Annotated in this window: 10 protein-coding genes; 4 read left to right on the top strand and 6 right to left on the bottom strand. The window is 63.3% G+C overall.

All coding sequences use genetic code 11. The features are described from left to right. Positions 1-37: 37 nt before the first annotated feature. Positions 38-1,537, bottom strand: a complete 1,500-nt coding sequence (locus tag G473_RS0110160) for a CoA-acylating methylmalonate-semialdehyde dehydrogenase (protein ID WP_029013002.1) — start codon at positions 1,535-1,537, stop codon at positions 38-40. 404 nt (positions 1,538-1,941) lie between these two features. On the opposite strand from G473_RS0110160, the gene G473_RS29195 reads away from it, so the two are divergent. The 3 genes from G473_RS29195 (at position 1,942) to G473_RS0110145 (ending at position 5,378) form a co-directional block, all read left to right on the top strand. Further along, on the top strand, positions 1,942-2,547 hold the full coding sequence (locus tag G473_RS29195; RefSeq protein WP_051330118.1) for a helix-turn-helix domain-containing protein: 606 nt from the start codon (positions 1,942-1,944) through the stop codon (positions 2,545-2,547). A 69-nt stretch (positions 2,548-2,616) separates the two neighbouring features. Continuing rightward, on the top strand, positions 2,617-3,990 hold the full coding sequence (locus tag G473_RS0110150) for an aspartate aminotransferase family protein (protein ID WP_029013001.1): 1,374 nt from the start codon (positions 2,617-2,619) through the stop codon (positions 3,988-3,990). Then, complete coding sequence (locus tag G473_RS0110145; RefSeq protein WP_029013000.1) at positions 3,987-5,378, top strand: glutamine synthetase family protein; 1,392 nt, start codon at positions 3,987-3,989, stop codon at positions 5,376-5,378. Before G473_RS0110150 ends, G473_RS0110145 begins: the two co-directional genes overlap by 4 nt. A gap of 18 nt (positions 5,379-5,396) precedes the next feature. On the opposite strand, the gene G473_RS0110140 is transcribed toward G473_RS0110145, so the two are convergent. The 4 genes from G473_RS0110140 to G473_RS29190 form a co-directional block, all read right to left on the bottom strand. Beyond that, positions 5,397-6,818 (bottom strand): efflux transporter outer membrane subunit, encoded by a 1,422-nt coding sequence (locus G473_RS0110140; RefSeq protein ID WP_029012999.1) that lies wholly within the window; start codon positions 6,816-6,818, stop codon positions 5,397-5,399. 24 nt (positions 6,819-6,842) lie between these two features. After that, positions 6,843-8,822, bottom strand: coding sequence for a MacB family efflux pump subunit (locus tag G473_RS0110135; protein WP_029012998.1), 1,980 nt, complete (start codon positions 8,820-8,822; stop codon positions 6,843-6,845). Further along, a complete protein-coding gene (locus G473_RS26235) occupies positions 8,819-10,198 on the bottom strand; it encodes an efflux RND transporter periplasmic adaptor subunit (protein WP_210163276.1) in 1,380 nt (459 codons plus the stop codon). The genes G473_RS0110135 and G473_RS26235 overlap by 4 nt, the downstream gene beginning before the upstream one ends. A 120-nt stretch (positions 10,199-10,318) precedes the next feature. Further along, the gene (locus G473_RS29190; protein WP_154667349.1) at positions 10,319-12,316 is read right to left on the bottom strand and encodes an MHYT domain-containing protein; all 1,998 of its coding nucleotides are present in this window, start codon (positions 12,314-12,316) and stop codon (positions 10,319-10,321) included. 336 nt (positions 12,317-12,652) lie between these two features. Between G473_RS29190 and G473_RS29185 the strand changes: the two genes are divergently transcribed. Next, positions 12,653-16,210, top strand: a complete 3,558-nt coding sequence (locus G473_RS29185) for a response regulator (protein WP_051330116.1) — start codon at positions 12,653-12,655, stop codon at positions 16,208-16,210. A gap of 24 nt (positions 16,211-16,234) precedes the next feature. On the opposite strand, the gene G473_RS0110115 is transcribed toward G473_RS29185, so the two are convergent. After that, complete coding sequence (locus G473_RS0110115) at positions 16,235-17,413, bottom strand: NAD(P)/FAD-dependent oxidoreductase (RefSeq protein WP_084437878.1); 1,179 nt, start codon at positions 17,411-17,413, stop codon at positions 16,235-16,237. Positions 17,414-17,449 lie beyond the last annotated feature (36 nt).

Below are 17,449 nucleotides of genomic sequence, written 5' to 3'. Positions count from 1 at the left end.
GCCGCGATTTCTGAGAAGAACCGGGGCGGTTGGCCCCTTACCCCATGGTGGGGATGACGAAGCTGGCCCCGTCGCGAATGCCCGAAGGCCAGCGCGATGTCACCGTCTTGGTCTTGGTGTAGAAGCGCACACTGTCCGGCCCATGCTGGTTCAGGTCGCCAAAGCTGGACCGCTTCCAGCCGCCGAACGTGTAATAGGCGAGCGGCACCGGAATCGGCACATTGATGCCGACCATGCCCACATCGACACGGGCGGCGAAATCACGCGCCGTGTCGCCATCGCGGGTGAAGATGGCGACGCCATTGCCATATTCATGATCATTCGGCAGGGCCAGAGCCGCCTCATAATCATCGGCGCGCGCCACGCAGAGCACAGGGCCGAAGATTTCTTCCTTATAAATCCGCATCTCCGGCGTTACCCGGTCAAACAGCACGCCGCCCATGTAGAAGCCATTCTCATAGCCCTGCAGGGTCAGTTCGCGGCCATCCACCACCAGTTCAGCGCCTTCCTGGATGCCGATATCGACATAGGCCTTGATCTTGTCCAGGTGCTGGCGGGTGACGACGGGGCCGAAATCCGCCGTCGGATCGGTGGAGGGGCCCACCTTCAACGTGCGCACCCGGCTGGCCAGCCGGTCGACCAGAATATCCGCCGTCTTCTGGCCCACCGGCACGGCCACGGAAATGGCCATACAGCGTTCCCCGGCGGAGCCATAGCCGGCCCCGATCAGGGCATCGACCACCTGATCCATATCGGCATCGGGCATGATCAGCGCATGGTTCTTGGCCCCGCCAAACGCCTGCACCCGCTTGCCGTTGGCCGTGCCGCGGGAATAGATGTACTCCCCAATCGGGGTGGAACCGACAAAGCCAACGGCTTTGATGTCCGGGTGGTCCAGAATGGCGTCCACCACTTCCTTGTCGCCATTCACCACATTCAAAATGCCTTTGGGCAGCCCAGCTTCCGCCATCAATTCCGCCAGCAGCAGCGGCACGGACGGATCACGCTCCGACGGCTTCAGAATGAAGGCATTGCCGCAGGCAATGGCGGGCGCGAATTTCCACATCGGGATCATGGCGGGGAAATTGAACGGGGTGATACCCGCCACCACGCCCAGCGGCTGGCGCATCGAATACATGTCGATGCCGGGCCCCGCCCCTTCGGTGAACTCCCCCTTCAACAGGTGCGGGATGCCGATGGCGAATTCCACCACCTCCAGCCCGCGCTGGATATCGCCCTTGGCGTCGGGAATGGTCTTGCCATGTTCCAGGGCCAGTTTCAGCGCCAGCTTGTCGAAATCCCGGTTCAGCAGTTCCAGGAACTTCATCAGCACACGGGCGCGCTTCTGCGGGTTGGTGGCAGCCCAGGCCGGCTGCGCCGCCTTGGCATTGGCCACCGCGTCCGCCAGTTCCGCCGCGCTGGCCAAGGGAACTTCGGCGGAAATCTCCCCCGTCATGGGCGTGAAGACCGGTGCGAAACGACCGGATCTACCCTCCACCCGCGCGCCACCGACAAAGTGATAAAGCCTGTCCACCATCGTTTCCTCCCGATTTGATTTAACGTCAAGGTGGCACGCGCCCATGCGCACGACAAGGCGCGCTTTAGCCCATCTTGTTGTGCAAAAAGCCCCATATGGCAGCGAACGGTGCCCACACTCATCCCCGGCTTTCTGGATCGACACCGAAATAGTCGCGGCCGCGCGAAACATCAGGGGCTTGTCCGATGAGCGAACAACTCTAGTTTCCTCCCACAGCAAAGTTGTAGGCAGAGTAATTATATGACCAATGAAGATAAGAGTTGCGTCGCCGGCTACCTCCCAAGAAGGCTGCCTTTGGGAAATTAGATAAAATGTAACCTAACCCTTTGGACGAAGGCGCTGCCCTTTTCGGCACCGCCTGTTGCTGTATGTTTCTTTCGAGGCAGAAAGGGGAGACACTTCAAGTGCAACACCATGACGGCGTCCATCTGCGGACCATGCGGACCTCGCGGGGGATGAGTTTGGCGGCTTTGGCAAACTCTGCGGGCCTGTCCAAGAGCGAGATTTCGAAGCTGGAAAATGGCGTTCGGCCGTTTCGTCCCGACCATGTGATCCGGTTGGCGAAAATTTTTGGTGTCGGTCCCGTGGATATGCTGGCACCCAACAGCCCGCTGCGCACCATGCTGGGTGAAGTCCGAACGGAAACAGACCTGCCTCTTTTCGATGGCCGTGAACTGGCGCGCGATGGCGATAATGCTGTTCCGCGCGGCAAAAGCCCGCGCCCGGCGCCGTTGCGCAATGCGCCCCGCGCCTATGCCGTGACCGTGAGCGACCTGAACAACACGCCGGCCCTGGCGCCGGGCGCCATATTGCAGATCAATCCCGATGTCACCGCCAGTGTCGGTGATCTGGTGATCAATCGCCTCTCCTGGTCGCCCCTGGCCTTCTATCTCCGGCAGGATGATGATGGTGCGCTGTACGGGCTGACGCTTTCCCGCCGCCGGATTGATCTGCGGATGGAAGATGTCGACAAGCTGCACCGCGTGGCCGGCATCTGGCTGGGGGAATGACCGGCAGGATCGCTTGACGGCATGGGGGCGCCAGACGACAGTCGGAGAGAATAAATGATCTCCGGGTAGATGATGGCGCAGGATCACACTGGTGTGCCAAAGGCCGCCATAGCGGCATTGATGGCGGCGGAACAGGATCGGTTCATCGCCGCACACCCCCGATCCGCCGAAGCGGCAGCGAACGGCCTGTCCGGGTTTTACCAAGGCGTGCCGATGCACTGGATGCGGGACTGGCCTCTGCCATTCCCGATCCTGGTACAAAATGCCCACGGCGCCACACTGACAGACATTGACGGCCACGAACGGGCGGATTTCTGCCTGGGTGATACCGGGGCCATGTTTGGCCACTCACCACCACCAGTTGCCAAAGCCATAGCGGAGCAGGCCCAGCGCGGCCTGACCTATATGCTGCCCACGGCGGATGCCGCCGCCATCGGCCACCTGCTCCCGCAAATTTTCGGCCTGCCCCATTGGCAGATTGCCACCACGGCCACGGACGCCAACCGTTTCGCCCTGCGTGTGGCCAGGGCGGTGACAGGGCGGCCACGCATCCTGGTTTTCAACGGCTGCTATCATGGCACGGTGGATGAAACCTTCGTGCGACTGGATAAGGGCCAAGCGGTGAACCGTCCCGGTCTTCTGGGCCAGTTCACCGACCTGACCCGTGACACGGCGGTGGTGGAATTCAACGATCTGACCGCTTTGGAACAGGCGTTGAAGGCGGGCGATATCGCCTGTGTCATCACAGAACCGGTTTTGACCAATAGCTGCATGGTGCTGCCCGAACCCGGGTTCCATGCGGGCTTGCGTCGCCTGACGCGGGAAACGGGCACGCTGCTACTGATCGACGAGACGCACACCATTTCCACCGCGCGTGGCGGCTACAGCGCCCGGTACGGGCTGGAACCGGATATGTTTGTGCTGGGCAAGCCGATTGCCGGCGGCATTCCCGCCAGTATCTGGGGCTTTACCGACGATATCGCCCGACGGCTGGATGCCGTGCGGGCGGCCACACCATCCGGCCATTCCGGCATGGGCACCACCCTGTCGGCCAATGCCCTGGCGCTGGCGGCCATGCGGGCCGTGCTGGAACAGGTGATGACCGCCGATGCCTATGCCCATATGGAACGATTGGCCGACCGGCTGGAAAAGGGCCTGATGGCGGCCATTACCGCTGCGTCCCTGCCCTGGCATGTGGCGCGCGTCGGCGCCCGGGTGGAGTTCATCTGCGCGCCCGGCCCTTTACGCAATGGCACGGCGGCTGAGGCGGCCCATGCCCCGGAACTGGAAGCGGCGTTGCATCTGGCCTTGCTGAACCGGGGCTGCCTGATCGCCCCGTTCCATAACATGATGCTGGTCTGCCCAGCGACGACGGCCATACAGGTGGACCGGTTGATCGCTGCCTTCACCGACATTACCGGCCAGTTGCGGAGGGTGGCATGAGCGGGCCGCCCTTTGCCCCGTGGGAGGAGGCCGAACGCTTCCTGGCCACCCATCCGGAGATTGAGGCGGTGGATATCGTGCTGGTCGATGCCAATGGCGTCGGCCGGGGCAAGATCATCCGCCGGCATGAATTGGAAAGCCTCTACCGCCAGGGGCGCCACCTGCCCAGTTCCATCCTGGGACTGGATGTGACGGGAGAGGATGTGGAGGAAACCGGGCTGGTCTGGGCAATGGGCGATGCCGACCTGCGCGTCTGGCCGGTCCCCGGTACCCTGGCCCCCCTGCCCTTCACCCACCCGGCGCGGGCACAGGTGCTGGTATCGCTCTATGGGCTGGACGGGCAGCCTTTTGGGGCCGATCCCCGCCATGCGCTGGCCCGCCAGATCGCAGCGTTGAAGGAGGATGGGTACCATCCGGCCGGCGCGTTCGAGCTGGAATTTTACCTGCTGGACGCCACCCCCGGCCCCGATGGCAGGCCGCGCCCGGCTTCCATGGCGCTGGACGGGCGCCGTCACGACCAGATCCAGGTCTATGGGCTGGATGATCTGGACGGGATGCAGCCCGTTTTCGCCGCCATCTATCAGGCTGCATCAGCCCAGGGCCTGCCGCTGGAAACCCTGATCGCAGAATATGCACCGGGCCAGTATGAGTTGACCCTGCATTACCGCCCCTGCCTGATGCGTGCCGCCGATGACCTGATCATGCTGAAGCGGCTGGTGCGGGCCATTGCCCGCCGCCATGGGATGATCGCCTGCTTCATGGCCAAGCCGTTCCAGGGGCGGGCCGGGTCTGGAATGCATCTGCACGTATCGCTGGGCGATGGCGCGGGCGGCAACCATTTTTCGGAAAAGGCAGATGGTGAATTGGTTCCGGTTCTCCGCCACGCCATCGGCGGACTGGCCGACACCATGGCTGAAAGCATGCTGGTCTTCGCGCCGCACGCCAATAGCTGGCGACGCTACGTCGCCAATCTCTATGCGCCGGTGGAACCCAGTTGGGGCGTGAATGACCGATCCGTCGCCCTGCGGGTGCCTGCCGGGCCCGCACAGGCCAGACGGGTGGAACATCGACCGGCAGGCGTGGACGCCAACCCCTATCTCGTCGGCGCCACCGTGCTGGCGGGCATAAGCCATGGGCTGGAAAACAGCATCGAGCCCGGCCCCGCCAGTCGCAGCGGCCAGCCGCAACCCGCCCCGGTTACCGCCCGCACCGCGACCATGCCGCGTGACTGGCATCAGGCACTGATAAAGGCAGAGGCCTCGGCATTCCTGAAGCAAGCCCTGGGGCCGGAATTGCACCGATCCTTCACCGCCATCAAACGGGCTGAGTTAGCCCGCGTGATGGCGGCCGTGCCAGACCTGGATTACCAGCTTTACCTGCACCTATAGGGGCCGGAGCCGGGCTGATCAGGCCCAGCCACCGCCCAGGGACCGGAACAGGGCGATGGCGGCCTGCAACTCCGCCAGCCGGGTCTGGGTCAACTGATCCTGGGCTGACAGCAGGGAACGCTGCGCATCCAGCAGGGTCAGCAGATCAACCGCCCCTTCCCGGTAGCGGGTTTCCGCCAGACGGAAAACCTCCCGCGCCAGCCGGACCGATTCCTCCTGCAGGCGGCGCTGGGTTTCCGCATTGCGGGCGGCGCCCAGTGCCGTTTCCACGTCCGAGAAGGCAGTCAGGATGGAAGCACGATAGCTCTCCACCAGTTCCAGCTTCCGCGTCTCGGCAATCTCCACCCCGGCGCGGCGGCTGCCGCCATCAAACAGGCTTTGCGCCAGCGACAGGCCCAGATTGGCGGTGGCCAGGGGCGCGTTGACAAGACTGCTCAACCCGCCGCCGGACAGATTGCCCGACAGGCTGATGCTGGTGGTGGGATAAAGGGCGGCCCGCGCCGCCACGATATCGGCCCCCGCCGCGACAAGCTGAAGCGATGCCGCCTTAAGATCGGGCCGGCGTTCCAGCAGGTCAGCCGGCACACCGGTGCCGGTGCGCGGCAGGCCCAGCCCGCCCAGCCCATCGGTGGCAACCGCGATATCCTGCGGCTGGCGGCCCAGCAGCACCGCCAGATTCAAGGTTGCATCCAGTTCCTGCTGGCGCAGGGCGGGGATGGTCGCCTGCTGCGATACCAGTGCATTGCGCTGCTGCGCCACTTCCAGCGCCGTGGCCGCGCCATTGCGGTAGCGGGAATCCACCACCGACATGACACGTTCGGCCAGTTCCAGGTTCTCCTCCGCGCTACGACGGCGGTCGCGCAGGGAAAGCACCTGGAAATAGGTATTGGCGACATCAGCGGTGACGGTCAGGGCCACCGTCTCCCGATCCAGGGCGCTGATCGCCGTCGCGGCAGCGGCACTGGTGGCACCAGCGCGGTTACGCCCCCAGAAATCCAGTTCATAAGAGGCCGAAAGGCCCAGGCTGGCACTGGTCCGCCCGCTGGAGGAGGAGCCGGTGCCATCATTGCCGGAGCCATTACCCCAACGGTCACTCTCCTGCCGGCTGATCCCCGCACTGCCGCCCACGCTGGGCAGCAGGGAGGCATCGGCCTGGATCTGACGCAGTTGCGCCTGCCGCAGCCGCAGGGCCGCCGCTGCCAGATCGGTATTGGCGGTGCGCGCTTCGCCCAGCAGGGTCAGCAATTCGGGGGAGTTGAAGCCCTGCCACCAGTCAGCGGCCGGCCAGGCGGCGGCGGCATCAACCGGTTGGGTCCAGGCGGCTTGGGGGGTGACAGGCTGCGGCACCGCCATGTCGCCAGCATGGGAGCAGGCGCCCAGCAGGGCGGTGCCAGTCAGCAGGACAAGGGACAGGGGCCGGGAAAGACGGCGGGCGATCATGCGTGGATCATCCAATGGCTGGCGTCAGTCGGACGCAAGGGCAACGACGGGGTCGAGCATGGCGGCGCGGCGGGCGGGGGTGTAACCAAAGACCAGGCCGGTACCGAAGGCACAGCCGAATGCCAGGGCAACCGGCGCCAGCGAAAGCTGGATCGGTGTGCCCAAAGCCGACAGCAGCAGGCCGATGGACAAGCCCAGAACAACCCCGACGACACCACCCAGGGCGGAAACAAGCAGTGCTTCCAGCATGAATTGCTGCATCACGTGACGGGTGCGGGCGCCGGTCGCCATGCGGATACCAATTTCGCGCGTCCGCTCCGTCACATTGACCAGCATGATGTTCATCACGCCGATGCCACCGACCAACAGGGAAATGGCCGCGATGGACCCCAGCAGCACCGTCATCGTGTCGCGCATCGCCGATTGCGTCTCGATGATGGAAGCGGTGTTGCGGATCTGGAAATCTTCCGCCTGATGGCGGGCGATCAGCAGGGAGGTAACCTCGGTCTGCGTCTCGTCAATCCGTTCCAGATTATCCACCAGCACCGTGATGGTGCGCAGGTTGCGCTGGCCGAACAGGCGCAGCGAACCCGTGCTGAGCGGCACGAACACCACGTCATCCTGATCCTGGCCGAATGGCGTGGCGCCCTTGGCAGACATCACGCCGATCACCTGGAACGGCACATTCTTCAACAGCATATAGCGACCAACCGGGTCCTGGTCGGGGAACAGGTTAGCGGCCACCGTCTTGCCGATGACAGCCACAGGCGCATAGCGCTGCTGGTCATCCTCACTGAAGAAAACACCGCTCTCCACCGGCCAGCTTTTGGCCACCACCATGGCGGGCGTCGTCGCATTCACCTGCGTCTGGTAATCCAGGTTGCCGGCGCGTGCCGTCATGCCGCCGGTATATTCCGGGACGGCAGCAGTGACATTAGGCAAGGCTGAAATCGCGATGGCGTCATCAGGAACCAGCGTTGCCACACCATTGGCGTTGCGCTGCCCTGGCGCGCCGGGGCGGACCAGCAGCAGGTTGGTGCCCATGGCACTCATCTGGTCCATCACGGATTGCTTGGACCCGTTGCCCACCGCCAGCATCGCCACCACGGATGCCACACCGATGACGATGCCCAGCAGCGTCAGCACCGTGCGATAAAGATTGGCGGTCAGGGCCCGCATCGCCATACGGAAGGCTTCCGTCAACTCACGGAAGTTCCAGCCTTCATCCTCACCCTGTTGCGGCACATGAACGGATCGGGCAGGCACGGGCGGCGGCGGGGCTGCTTGCGCGCCGTCCGGCGGCCCGTCAGCAATGACCTGCCCATCCTTCAACTCCACCAGCCGGCGGGCATTGTTGGCCACATCCCGGTCATGGGTGATCAGGATGATGGTGTGACCCTGGTCCGCCAGTTCCCGCAGCAGGCGCATAACCTCCACACCGCTGCGGCTGTCCAGCGCACCCGTCGGCTCGTCCGCCAGGATCACCTGGCCGCCATTGACCAGCGCGCGGGCGATGGAAACACGCTGTTGCTGACCACCGGAAAGCTGGCTGGGCCTATGGTCCAGACGCTCTTCCAGCCCCAGAGAAGACAGAAGCTGTTCCGCCCGTTCCCGCCGCGCATCCCGTGACATGCCGGCATAGATGGCCGGCACCTCGACATTCTCGGTCGCGGTGGCCATCGGGATCAGGTTGTAGCTCTGGAACACGAAGCCGAACGCCTCGCGCCGCAGCGCCGCCAGCATATCCCGGTCAAAGGTGGACACATCCTGCCCATCGAACAGGTACTGCCCGGTGGACGGTCGGTCCAGACAGCCCAGGATATTCATCAGGGTCGATTTGCCCGACCCCGATGCCCCCATGATGGCAACAAATTCACCGGGATAAATCTTGAGCGAGATGCCTTTCAGCACCTGCACCGCCAGTTCGCCAGTCGCATAGGTCTTGGTGATGTCGACCAGTTCGATCAGCGGCGTGGCCTGGGGCTTCTGCTGCGGGCTGCTCATAACACCCCCGGCGGACGCATGCGCGGCCCCTGCTGCTGCTGTTGCATGCTACGGGCCTGTCCTGCGGGCAAGGCACGTCCAATCACCACGCGCTCCCCTTCCTCCAGGCCGGACAGAACCTGGATATTCACCCGGTCCGCAACACCGACCATGATCCGCCGCTCTTCCGTCGTGCCATCGGCCTTCAGGACCGTGACCATGCGGGGGCGCCCGCCGGGGCCAGCCTCGCCGTCTGCTGCCGGTGCGGGGCGCTGACGGGGTGCCCCTTCAGCCCTGGGCCCCGCTTCGGAGCCAGCGCCCGGCCGACGCGGGGCACCATCGCCACCACGGGGCGGCGCCCCTTCCGGGCGGCCCGGCGCACGCAGGGCGGCCAGCGGAATGCGCAGCGTGTCCTTGGCCTGGGCGACAACGAAGAAGACCTGCGCGGTCATCTGCGTCATCAACTGGCCGCCCTCATTGCCCACATCGAACAGGGCATTATAGAGGACGACGTTATTTTCCACCGTCGGTGTCGGCTCCACCTGCCGCAATGTCCCCTGCCAGCGGCGATCCGGACGGCCAAGGGTGGTGAAATAAGCCGGCATGCCGATCTTCAGGCGCGAGACATCGGCCTCCGAAACCTGGGTCGTCACCGTCATCTTGGCCAGATCGGCGATGCGCAACACGATCGGCGCGGACTGGTTGGCATTCAGGGTCTGGCCCTGCTTGGCGTTTTGCGACACGACAGTGCCGGTCATGGGCGCGTAAATCTTGGTATAGCCCAGGTTCGCCTCATCCCCCCGCAGGGTGGAGGTTGTCTGGCGGATCTGTGCATTCACAGACCGGATCGAGGCTTCAGCAGCGCGCAGATTGGCCTCCGCGCTCTGGAAGCTGTCCTGGCTGGTGGCGTTATCCTTCAACAGGTTGCGCTGACGCTCAAACTGCTGTTTGGCCAGCACCAGTTCCGCTTCCCGCTGCGCCAGTTGCGCGTTCAGGTTTTCAAGCTGCGCTTTGTCGGAATCCACGCGGGACTGATAGACGGTGGGGTCGATTTCCGCCAGCAGGGTGCCCTGCTCCACTTCCTGGCCCACCAGGAAATGGATTTTGCGGAGCTGGCCGGAAACCTGGGTGCCGACATCCACATAATCCAGCGGCTGAAGGTTACCCAGCGCAGCAACGCTGTCTTCAATGTCCCCCCGCTCCACGGCAGTGGTCAGGTACTGACCTTCCCCCGTCGACCCGGCGCTGGAAAGCCACCAGGCAATTCCGGCGCCGGCGGCGGCCAGAAGGGCGATACCGGCATACAGGACACGGCGCCCGCCCTTGCGTCGGGACCGTTTCAGGGATGGCGGCTTGGTGGAAGCGGTGGCTTGGCTGGCAGCTTGCATCAGGGTCATCGACGAAGGGAGGACAAAGGGTGCCCTTCTTATACGCGGCCCGTGTTAATACCCTGCATCCGATTTTATAATATTTATGCAGTTTTTTCGCTTCCGCACATTATCCACGGTGGCCGTCTTTCAGGCCTTAACCGGGCGGGGCGGCTGCCGGCGCTCTCCCAGCGCATAAGACAGGGCGCCCATGAATTCTTCCATGTCCAGCGGCTTGGTCAGATACCGCAGGAAGCCGGCGGCCAACCCTTTTTCCACCTGTGCCGGCATGGCATTGGCGCTCAACGCCAGCACGGGAATGGCAGCGGTAGACGGGTCGGCCCGCAGGCGGCGCAGCATCTCGAAGCCATCCATGCCGGGGAGATTGATGTCCAGCAGGATGATGTCGGGTTGGGTATCGACCGCCATCTGCAGACCCGATCCCGGATCGGGCGCCACGAACAGTTCCGCCCCTTCCACCGCCGCCATCACATCCTGCATCAGTTCGATATTCGCGGGGTTATCCTCAATATAGAGCATGGTGAAATGGTGACCGGCGGCCAGACGCCGGGGGGAATGCCCCTGCCCGGAGGGTGATGCAGCCTGCGCGGCAGGGAAGAGATCGAAATAAAATTCGCTGCCCCAGCCTTCGTGGGTTTCCACCCGTAATTCCGATCCCATCGCTTCCAGAAGACGCTTGCAGATGGTCAGGCCGATACCGGTGCCTTCAATGGCCCCATGCTCCCGCCCCAGCCGGTTGAAAGGCTGAAACAGTTCCGCCAGCCGGTCTGCCGGGATGCCGATACCGGTATCCCGGACCGAAAGCCGGATACACTCTTCGTGCACATGGGCCCTTATGGTGACGCTTCCGCCCTCCCGATTATATTTGACGGCATTGGATACCAGATTCGACAGAACCTGGTGCAGGCGCGTCCTGTCAGCCGCAACCGGGGGGAGCGAGGGGTCAAAGGCTGTATGGAAAGCGATCCTGGCCGTCTGCGCCGCCGGTTGCATCGCGCTCACCAGATCGGCCACCACCGCCGACAGATCGACGGCCTCCATGGAAAGGCTCATCCGGCCAGCCTCCACCCGTGCCAGATCCAGCACCTCATCAATCAGGCGCAACAGCAGATGGCCGGCCTTGTCGATCTGGGTGGCAGCCCGTTCCTGCTTGGCGGTCAAAGGCTCCCGCACGCGATTGAACAACAGCAGTTGCGCAAAGCCCATGATGGAATTGAGCGGTGTACGCAACTCATGGCTCATGCTGGCGAGGAACTCGGATTTCGCCCGGTTGGCCGCCTCGGCACGCAAGCGGGCATCCTGAAGGTCGCGGGTGCGTTCCTCGACCCGCTGTTCCAGGGCGGCGCGCGCCTGTTCCAACTCCAGTTCCATGCGCCGCCGCTCTTCCACCTCCCGCTCAAGGGCGCGGTTGGCCAGACGCAATTGTTCAGCCTCCCGTGCCGCAGCGGCGTTGATGCGGCGGTCGGCAATGCTTGCGCCCAGTGCCAGAAGCAGCAAACCATAGGTAATGGCGGCAACCATCAACGCCAGCAGGAAGCGGGACAGGCCACCATCCGAAGGCGGACCAACGGGATCAAGCGTGATGACCAGGCCGGCCATGCCGACATAATGCATGCTGCTGACGGCAACCGCCATTACCAGGGCCGCCAGCAGACGATGGGACAGGCGCCGCACCCGGAAAGCCAGGGCAAGGGCCAGGCTGGAGGCGACCATTGCGATGACCACGGAAAGGATGAACATTTCCGGGCGATACGCGATGCGACCCGGCACCAGCAAAGCCGCCATCCCCATGTAATGCATGGAGGCGATGCCCGTGCCAACCAGGATACCCGCCGGCAGCAGCCGGGACAGGCCGCGCTCCGCGCGCACCCACCACAGCCCAAGAGCCACGACACAGATGGCGGTGATCAGGGAAACGGCGGTCAACCCGCCGTCGAAACCGATCGGCACATCCAGTTGGAATGCCAGCATGGCAATGAAATGCATCGCCCAGATACCGCCACCCAGCGCCGCCGACGCACCCGCAAGCCACCAGATGCGGGACAGGCCGGCGGCATGACGCAACCGCTCCACCATATCCAGAGCGACGAAGGCCGCAACGGCCGCCGTCAGGAAGGATAACAGCACCAACCAGGGGTCATGCGAAAAAGCCGCCCCTGTCGCCTCGGAAGTAAAGCATAGGCCGATCACTACCCATCCCACACTTATAGTTCCATGCCAAAAGGGGCCGATATCCCACCGCTGTCGCGCAATGGTCAACGTGCCGTTTACAGGGGCGTCGCTTGTTAATGCAGCATGGTATCACGAAGGGCATAGCGCACCCAAGGTGACGGTGCCGAAGGGCCAGGGAATCCTATCCCAGGGAGAAGGTGCAAGGGACGATAAATACACCTATACCTATGGTTATCGGGGTAGTAGTGCCACTTGCACCAGCATTCGCATATACAGGAAAGGGAGTATGACGTGACAGCGCATCCCCGGACCATCCAGGCCGGCGGGCGGATTGCCGGATGGAAAATGGCATTTGCTCCCTTCCTGACCTTACGCGGCCGATTGACCCTTCTCGTGGTGTCGGTTGTGGCCGCCATGGCAGCGGTGTTGATTGTTGAAAACAGCGCCCGCCAGAACGACGCCGTCATGCTGGCGCAGCGTCGCGCCATGGACATTGCCCAGGCCATTGCCGCCCAGCATTCGGAATTGCTGCTGAATGTTCAGCGGCTGGTGAATGTGGCTGCCACCCGGGTGGCCTATACAAACCCCACCCTCTGCACTGAACAACTGACGATGCTGAAGGCCGCACAGCCCTGGGTGTCGAACATTTTCATCGCGCAACGGGACGGCACGGTCCTGTGCGCCACACAAACCCTGGATCGCAACCGGAATCTGGCGGAGAGGGATTACTTCAAAACCGTCCTTGCCACAGGCCGACCTGCGCTTAGCGGCTATCTGCGTGCATTGACCAACAACCGGCCGATCATGGTCTATGCCCAGCCCGTAATCGGGCCGGAACGACAAACCATCGGCGTTGCCCTTGCCGGACTGCAGCTCGACTGGCTGGAAGCCGTCGCTGAGCGGGTAACCCAGGCCAATCCGGGATTGAGCCTGATGGCGCTGGACGGCACCGGCTCTGTGCTCAGCCGCTTTCCCCGGATCAGTGGGCTGGAGGGTACTTCCGTCCGGGATCTGGCCTTCGTCGCCACTGTCATGGCCCATGATACCGGGACCGTTTCCGGTATTGGCGTGGACTTGCGAACCAGGCTGATGGGGTTCACCACGCTGCGGGATAGCGGTGTAAAGGTGATTGTCAGTTTTCCCCAGGATGAGGCGCTCGCCCGGGCGGAGAACGAGTTCTCCCGCCACATGATCATTACGGGTGTGGTTGCGGTGCTGGCTGTCCTGATCCTTTATGTCGGCCTGTCGAAAACCGTTGTCTGGCCGCTGCGCCATCTGCTTGGAACGGTGCAGCGTCTGGGCCAGGGGGAACTGGGCCTGCGCGCGGCGACCGGTCCTGGGGAAATCGGCGTTCTGGCCGCCGCCGTGAATGAAATGGCCGCCGGCCTGCAACGCCAGTCGGCCGAGTTGGCCACCCGTGACGCGCAATATCGCCTGTTGTCGGAACAGGGAAGCGATGTGGTTGCACTGCATGCCCTGGATGGCAGCTATCTCTATATCTCCCCCTCGGCGGAATGGATGCTGGGCCACACCGCCGAGAGCATGGTTGGCAGCACACCCTTGGACCGGGTGCATGAGGATGATGCACCCCGGTTGGAACGGGCTTTGACCATTCTGGTCGCCGGCATGCCCTGCCCCCCTGTCACCTATCGCATGCGCCATGGCGACCAGCGCTGGATATGGGTGGAAACGGCTTTCGCCTTGGCCGCCGATCGGCAGGCCGGGCAGCGTATTGTCTCCGCCACCCGCGATGTGTCGGATCGGGTGGCGCAAGAACAGGCTTTGCGCGACGCACGGGAAGCGGCGGAGAAAGCCCAGCATGATGCCGAACATGCCAACCAGGCAAAATCCGAATTTCTGGCGAATATGAGCCATGAGGTGCGGACGCCGATGAACGGCATCATCGGCATGACATCCCTCCTGCTGGACACTTCGCTGAGCCAGGAACAGCGCAGCTTTGCGGAAACCATCCGTGAGAGCGCCGATGCGCTGCTTTATGTGATCAACGATATTCTGGACGTTTCCAAGCTGGAAGCCGGGAAGCTGGATCTGGAGAGTGTCGATTTCTCCCTTGAAGAGGTAGTTGACGGGGTTGTTGCGCTTCTGGCGCCGCGTGCAGCCCAGAAAGGGATTGAGCTTTCGGCCTCCATCGATCCCGCCGCCCTGGGGGCCTATCGCGGGGACCCGACAAGGTTGCGCCAGATCCTTCTTAATCTGGCCGGTAATGCAGTGAAATTCACCGAGGATGGCAGCGTAGACATCCTTGTCCGCCTGATCCGGAAAGAGGATGGGAAAGCCGATAATACCGCCTTGTCCTTCATCGTCACTGATACCGGCATCGGTATGACGCCGGAACAGGTGGCATCCCTGTTCCAGAAATTCAGTCAGGCTGACAGTTCCATCACGCGACGCTTCGGGGGAACCGGGCTGGGTTTGACCATCTGCCGACAACTGGTGACCTTGATGAATGGGGAGATCAAGGTTGAAAGCAGGTTGGGTGAAGGCAGTCGTTTCAGCTTCTCGCTGGAATTGCCACCCGCCGCCGCTCCCTTGCCCAACAAGCTGGAAATACCGGACCGGTTACGCCGGCTTTCCGCCCTGATCGTGGATGATCTGGAAACCAACCGTCGCATCCTTGCCCGGCAGTTGGACCGGTTGGGTATCCGTTATGTCACCACGGACGGGGCCTCCTCTGCCCTGGCAGAACTGGACCGGGCGGCATCGGAGGGAGAATTTCCAGACTTCATCCTGATCGACCACTCAATGCCCGGTATTACAGGGGACAGTCTGGGGCGCTGGCTGCGCCACCACCCCAGTTTCACGCATGTGAAGCTGGTGCTGGTCTCGTCAACCGGTGGCCTTTCCCCCGGCGATCCCGCCGCAGATGTCTTTGATGCCATCATGACCAAGCCGGTCCGCCCCCCGGTTCTGATGGAAGTGCTGGGTCGCCTGTTCAGCGTGGAGGAGAGTGTTTCGGCGCCCCCTTCACCGCCGCCGCCCGCATCAAGACGCGGCGAGGGGCGCCATGTGCTGGTGGTGGATGACAATCATATCAACCAGGAACTGGCACGGTTGATCCTGGACCGGGATGGCTATGCAGTCACCATGGCCAGCGATGGCATGCAGGCCGTTGCCGCCGCCGCCAATGGCTCTTTCGACCTCATCCTGATGGATGTGCAGATGCCTGGTATGGACGGCATTGAAGCCACACGGATGATCCGGTCCCAGGAAACACAAGGCGGCCGGCGGCGGATCCCGATCATTGCCATGACAGCCAACGCAATGGTTGGCATGCGGGAAGCCTATCTGGAAGCCGGGATGGACGATTATGTGTCCAAACCCTATGTGCCGATGACGCTACTCGACACGGCGGCACGGTGGGCTGGCGGTGATACGGCGCCAGCGGATGGAACAGATGCTGTGATGGAGGGAAAAGCCGTGCCGTCACCTGAAAATGATCTGGAAGCGATGCTGGCACCGCTGTCGGTGCTGGATCGCAGCATGCTGGACAGTCTGGCAAGTTTCACCTCGCCGGAAGAATTTGGTGAGTTGATGCAAACTTTCCTGGCGACCGGGCGCCAGCGCGTAGCCCAAATGGGAAGCGCGCGCGAAGGAAATGATCTCAACCGGCTCCGCCGGGAGGCACACAGCCTGATCTCCCTGGTCGGCAATCTGGGCCTGATCCGGCTTCAGACACTGGCCCAGAAACTGGAAATCGCGCTGCTGGACAACAAACCGGACGAGGCAGAAATACTCCTGATCAGCCTGCAGGCCCACGCGCCCGAAGGGTGGGCGGCAGCGGAGAGGTTGTTGCAGGATATGCAAGCCCCCGGCGCCGCCGCACAATGACCGGGCCTGTACGCGCCCAATCGCTCACCGTAAACGGGCCGGCGCCACCATTGCCGCCGTGAAGCCCAGTCCGGTCAATCGGTCGGGCGTTTCTTCCCCACGCAACAGACCCGCGGCAAATCCGGACAGGGCCGGGGCTGTCTGGATGGCACTTCCGCCTAAAGCTGCCAGCCAGAAAAAGCCTTCTGCCGCCGGATCAAATCCGATCACCGGATTACGATCGGCGACGAAGCTGCGCAAGACCGCCCAGCTTTGGCTGGGGCCCTTGATTTCCAGACCACAGGCCTCCTGGACCCTTTGGATTGCTCGGGCAGCCGCCTGTTCATCCGGCAGAGCATCCCCTGGTGCGACCGGCGTATTGTCTGCGGAGGAAAATAACAGCGCCCCACCCTCGGGCTTCAGGAAAAACGCCCCGGCAATATCCAGGATGAAAGGCATGCGGCCAATCTCCAACCCGGCCGGCGGGTCGATCAGGCTGACCGTACGCCGCATGGGCTGCAGGCCGATGGCAGGTACCCCGGCCAGGGTTGCAACCTGCTCGGACAGCACCCCTGCCGCGTTGACCACAATGCGTGCCTGCCACGTGCCCGCCGGGCTTTCCACCTGCCAAAAACCGTTCTGCCGGCTGAGGGCGGTGACGGGTGCGCTTGTGACAATTCGGGCGCCCCGCTGCCGGGCACCATCGCGATAGGCGGTACGCAGTCGTTCCACGTTGATATCGCAGGCATTGGGTTCAAGAATGCCGGCGGCGATATGCGCTTCCCGCAGCAAGGGCGCCAGGGTCCGGCATTCCGGCCCGGTCAGCGGGTTGATGCTGGGAACCAGGGCCTGCATGCTGATCAGGGCGCGGGTCAACTCATCCATCTGATCGGCACGGGCAATGTGCAGCACCGGACGCGGTGACAGAAGCGGACCTTCGGTGAAACCCGGCGGGGGATGCCGCAGGAAAGGCCCGGAAGCAACCGTCAAAGCCCGGATCGGCAAAGTGCCATATGTTTCCGAATAAAGCGCCGCAGACCGGCCCGTCGCATGGGCACCTAATTGATCCCCAGCCTCCAGCAGGACGACATCGCCGTCATTATCCAGCGCATAGGCAAGGGCGGTGCCGGCAATGCCCCCGCCGATGATGACGATATCGGCCTTTTGCATCGGATCATTCTCCTGGTCAATCAACTGCCTTTTGGCAACTGCCTTGTGGCTCATCCTATCACGCCCGGCGGTGGTTTCCTCCGGGCGTAT

The organism is Niveispirillum irakense DSM 11586, assembly GCF_000429645.1.
GTDB lineage: Bacteria > Pseudomonadota > Alphaproteobacteria > Azospirillales > Azospirillaceae > Niveispirillum > Niveispirillum irakense.
Note: the sequence above shows the minus strand (reverse complement) of the source record. Positions and strands in the feature narration are given on the sequence as shown.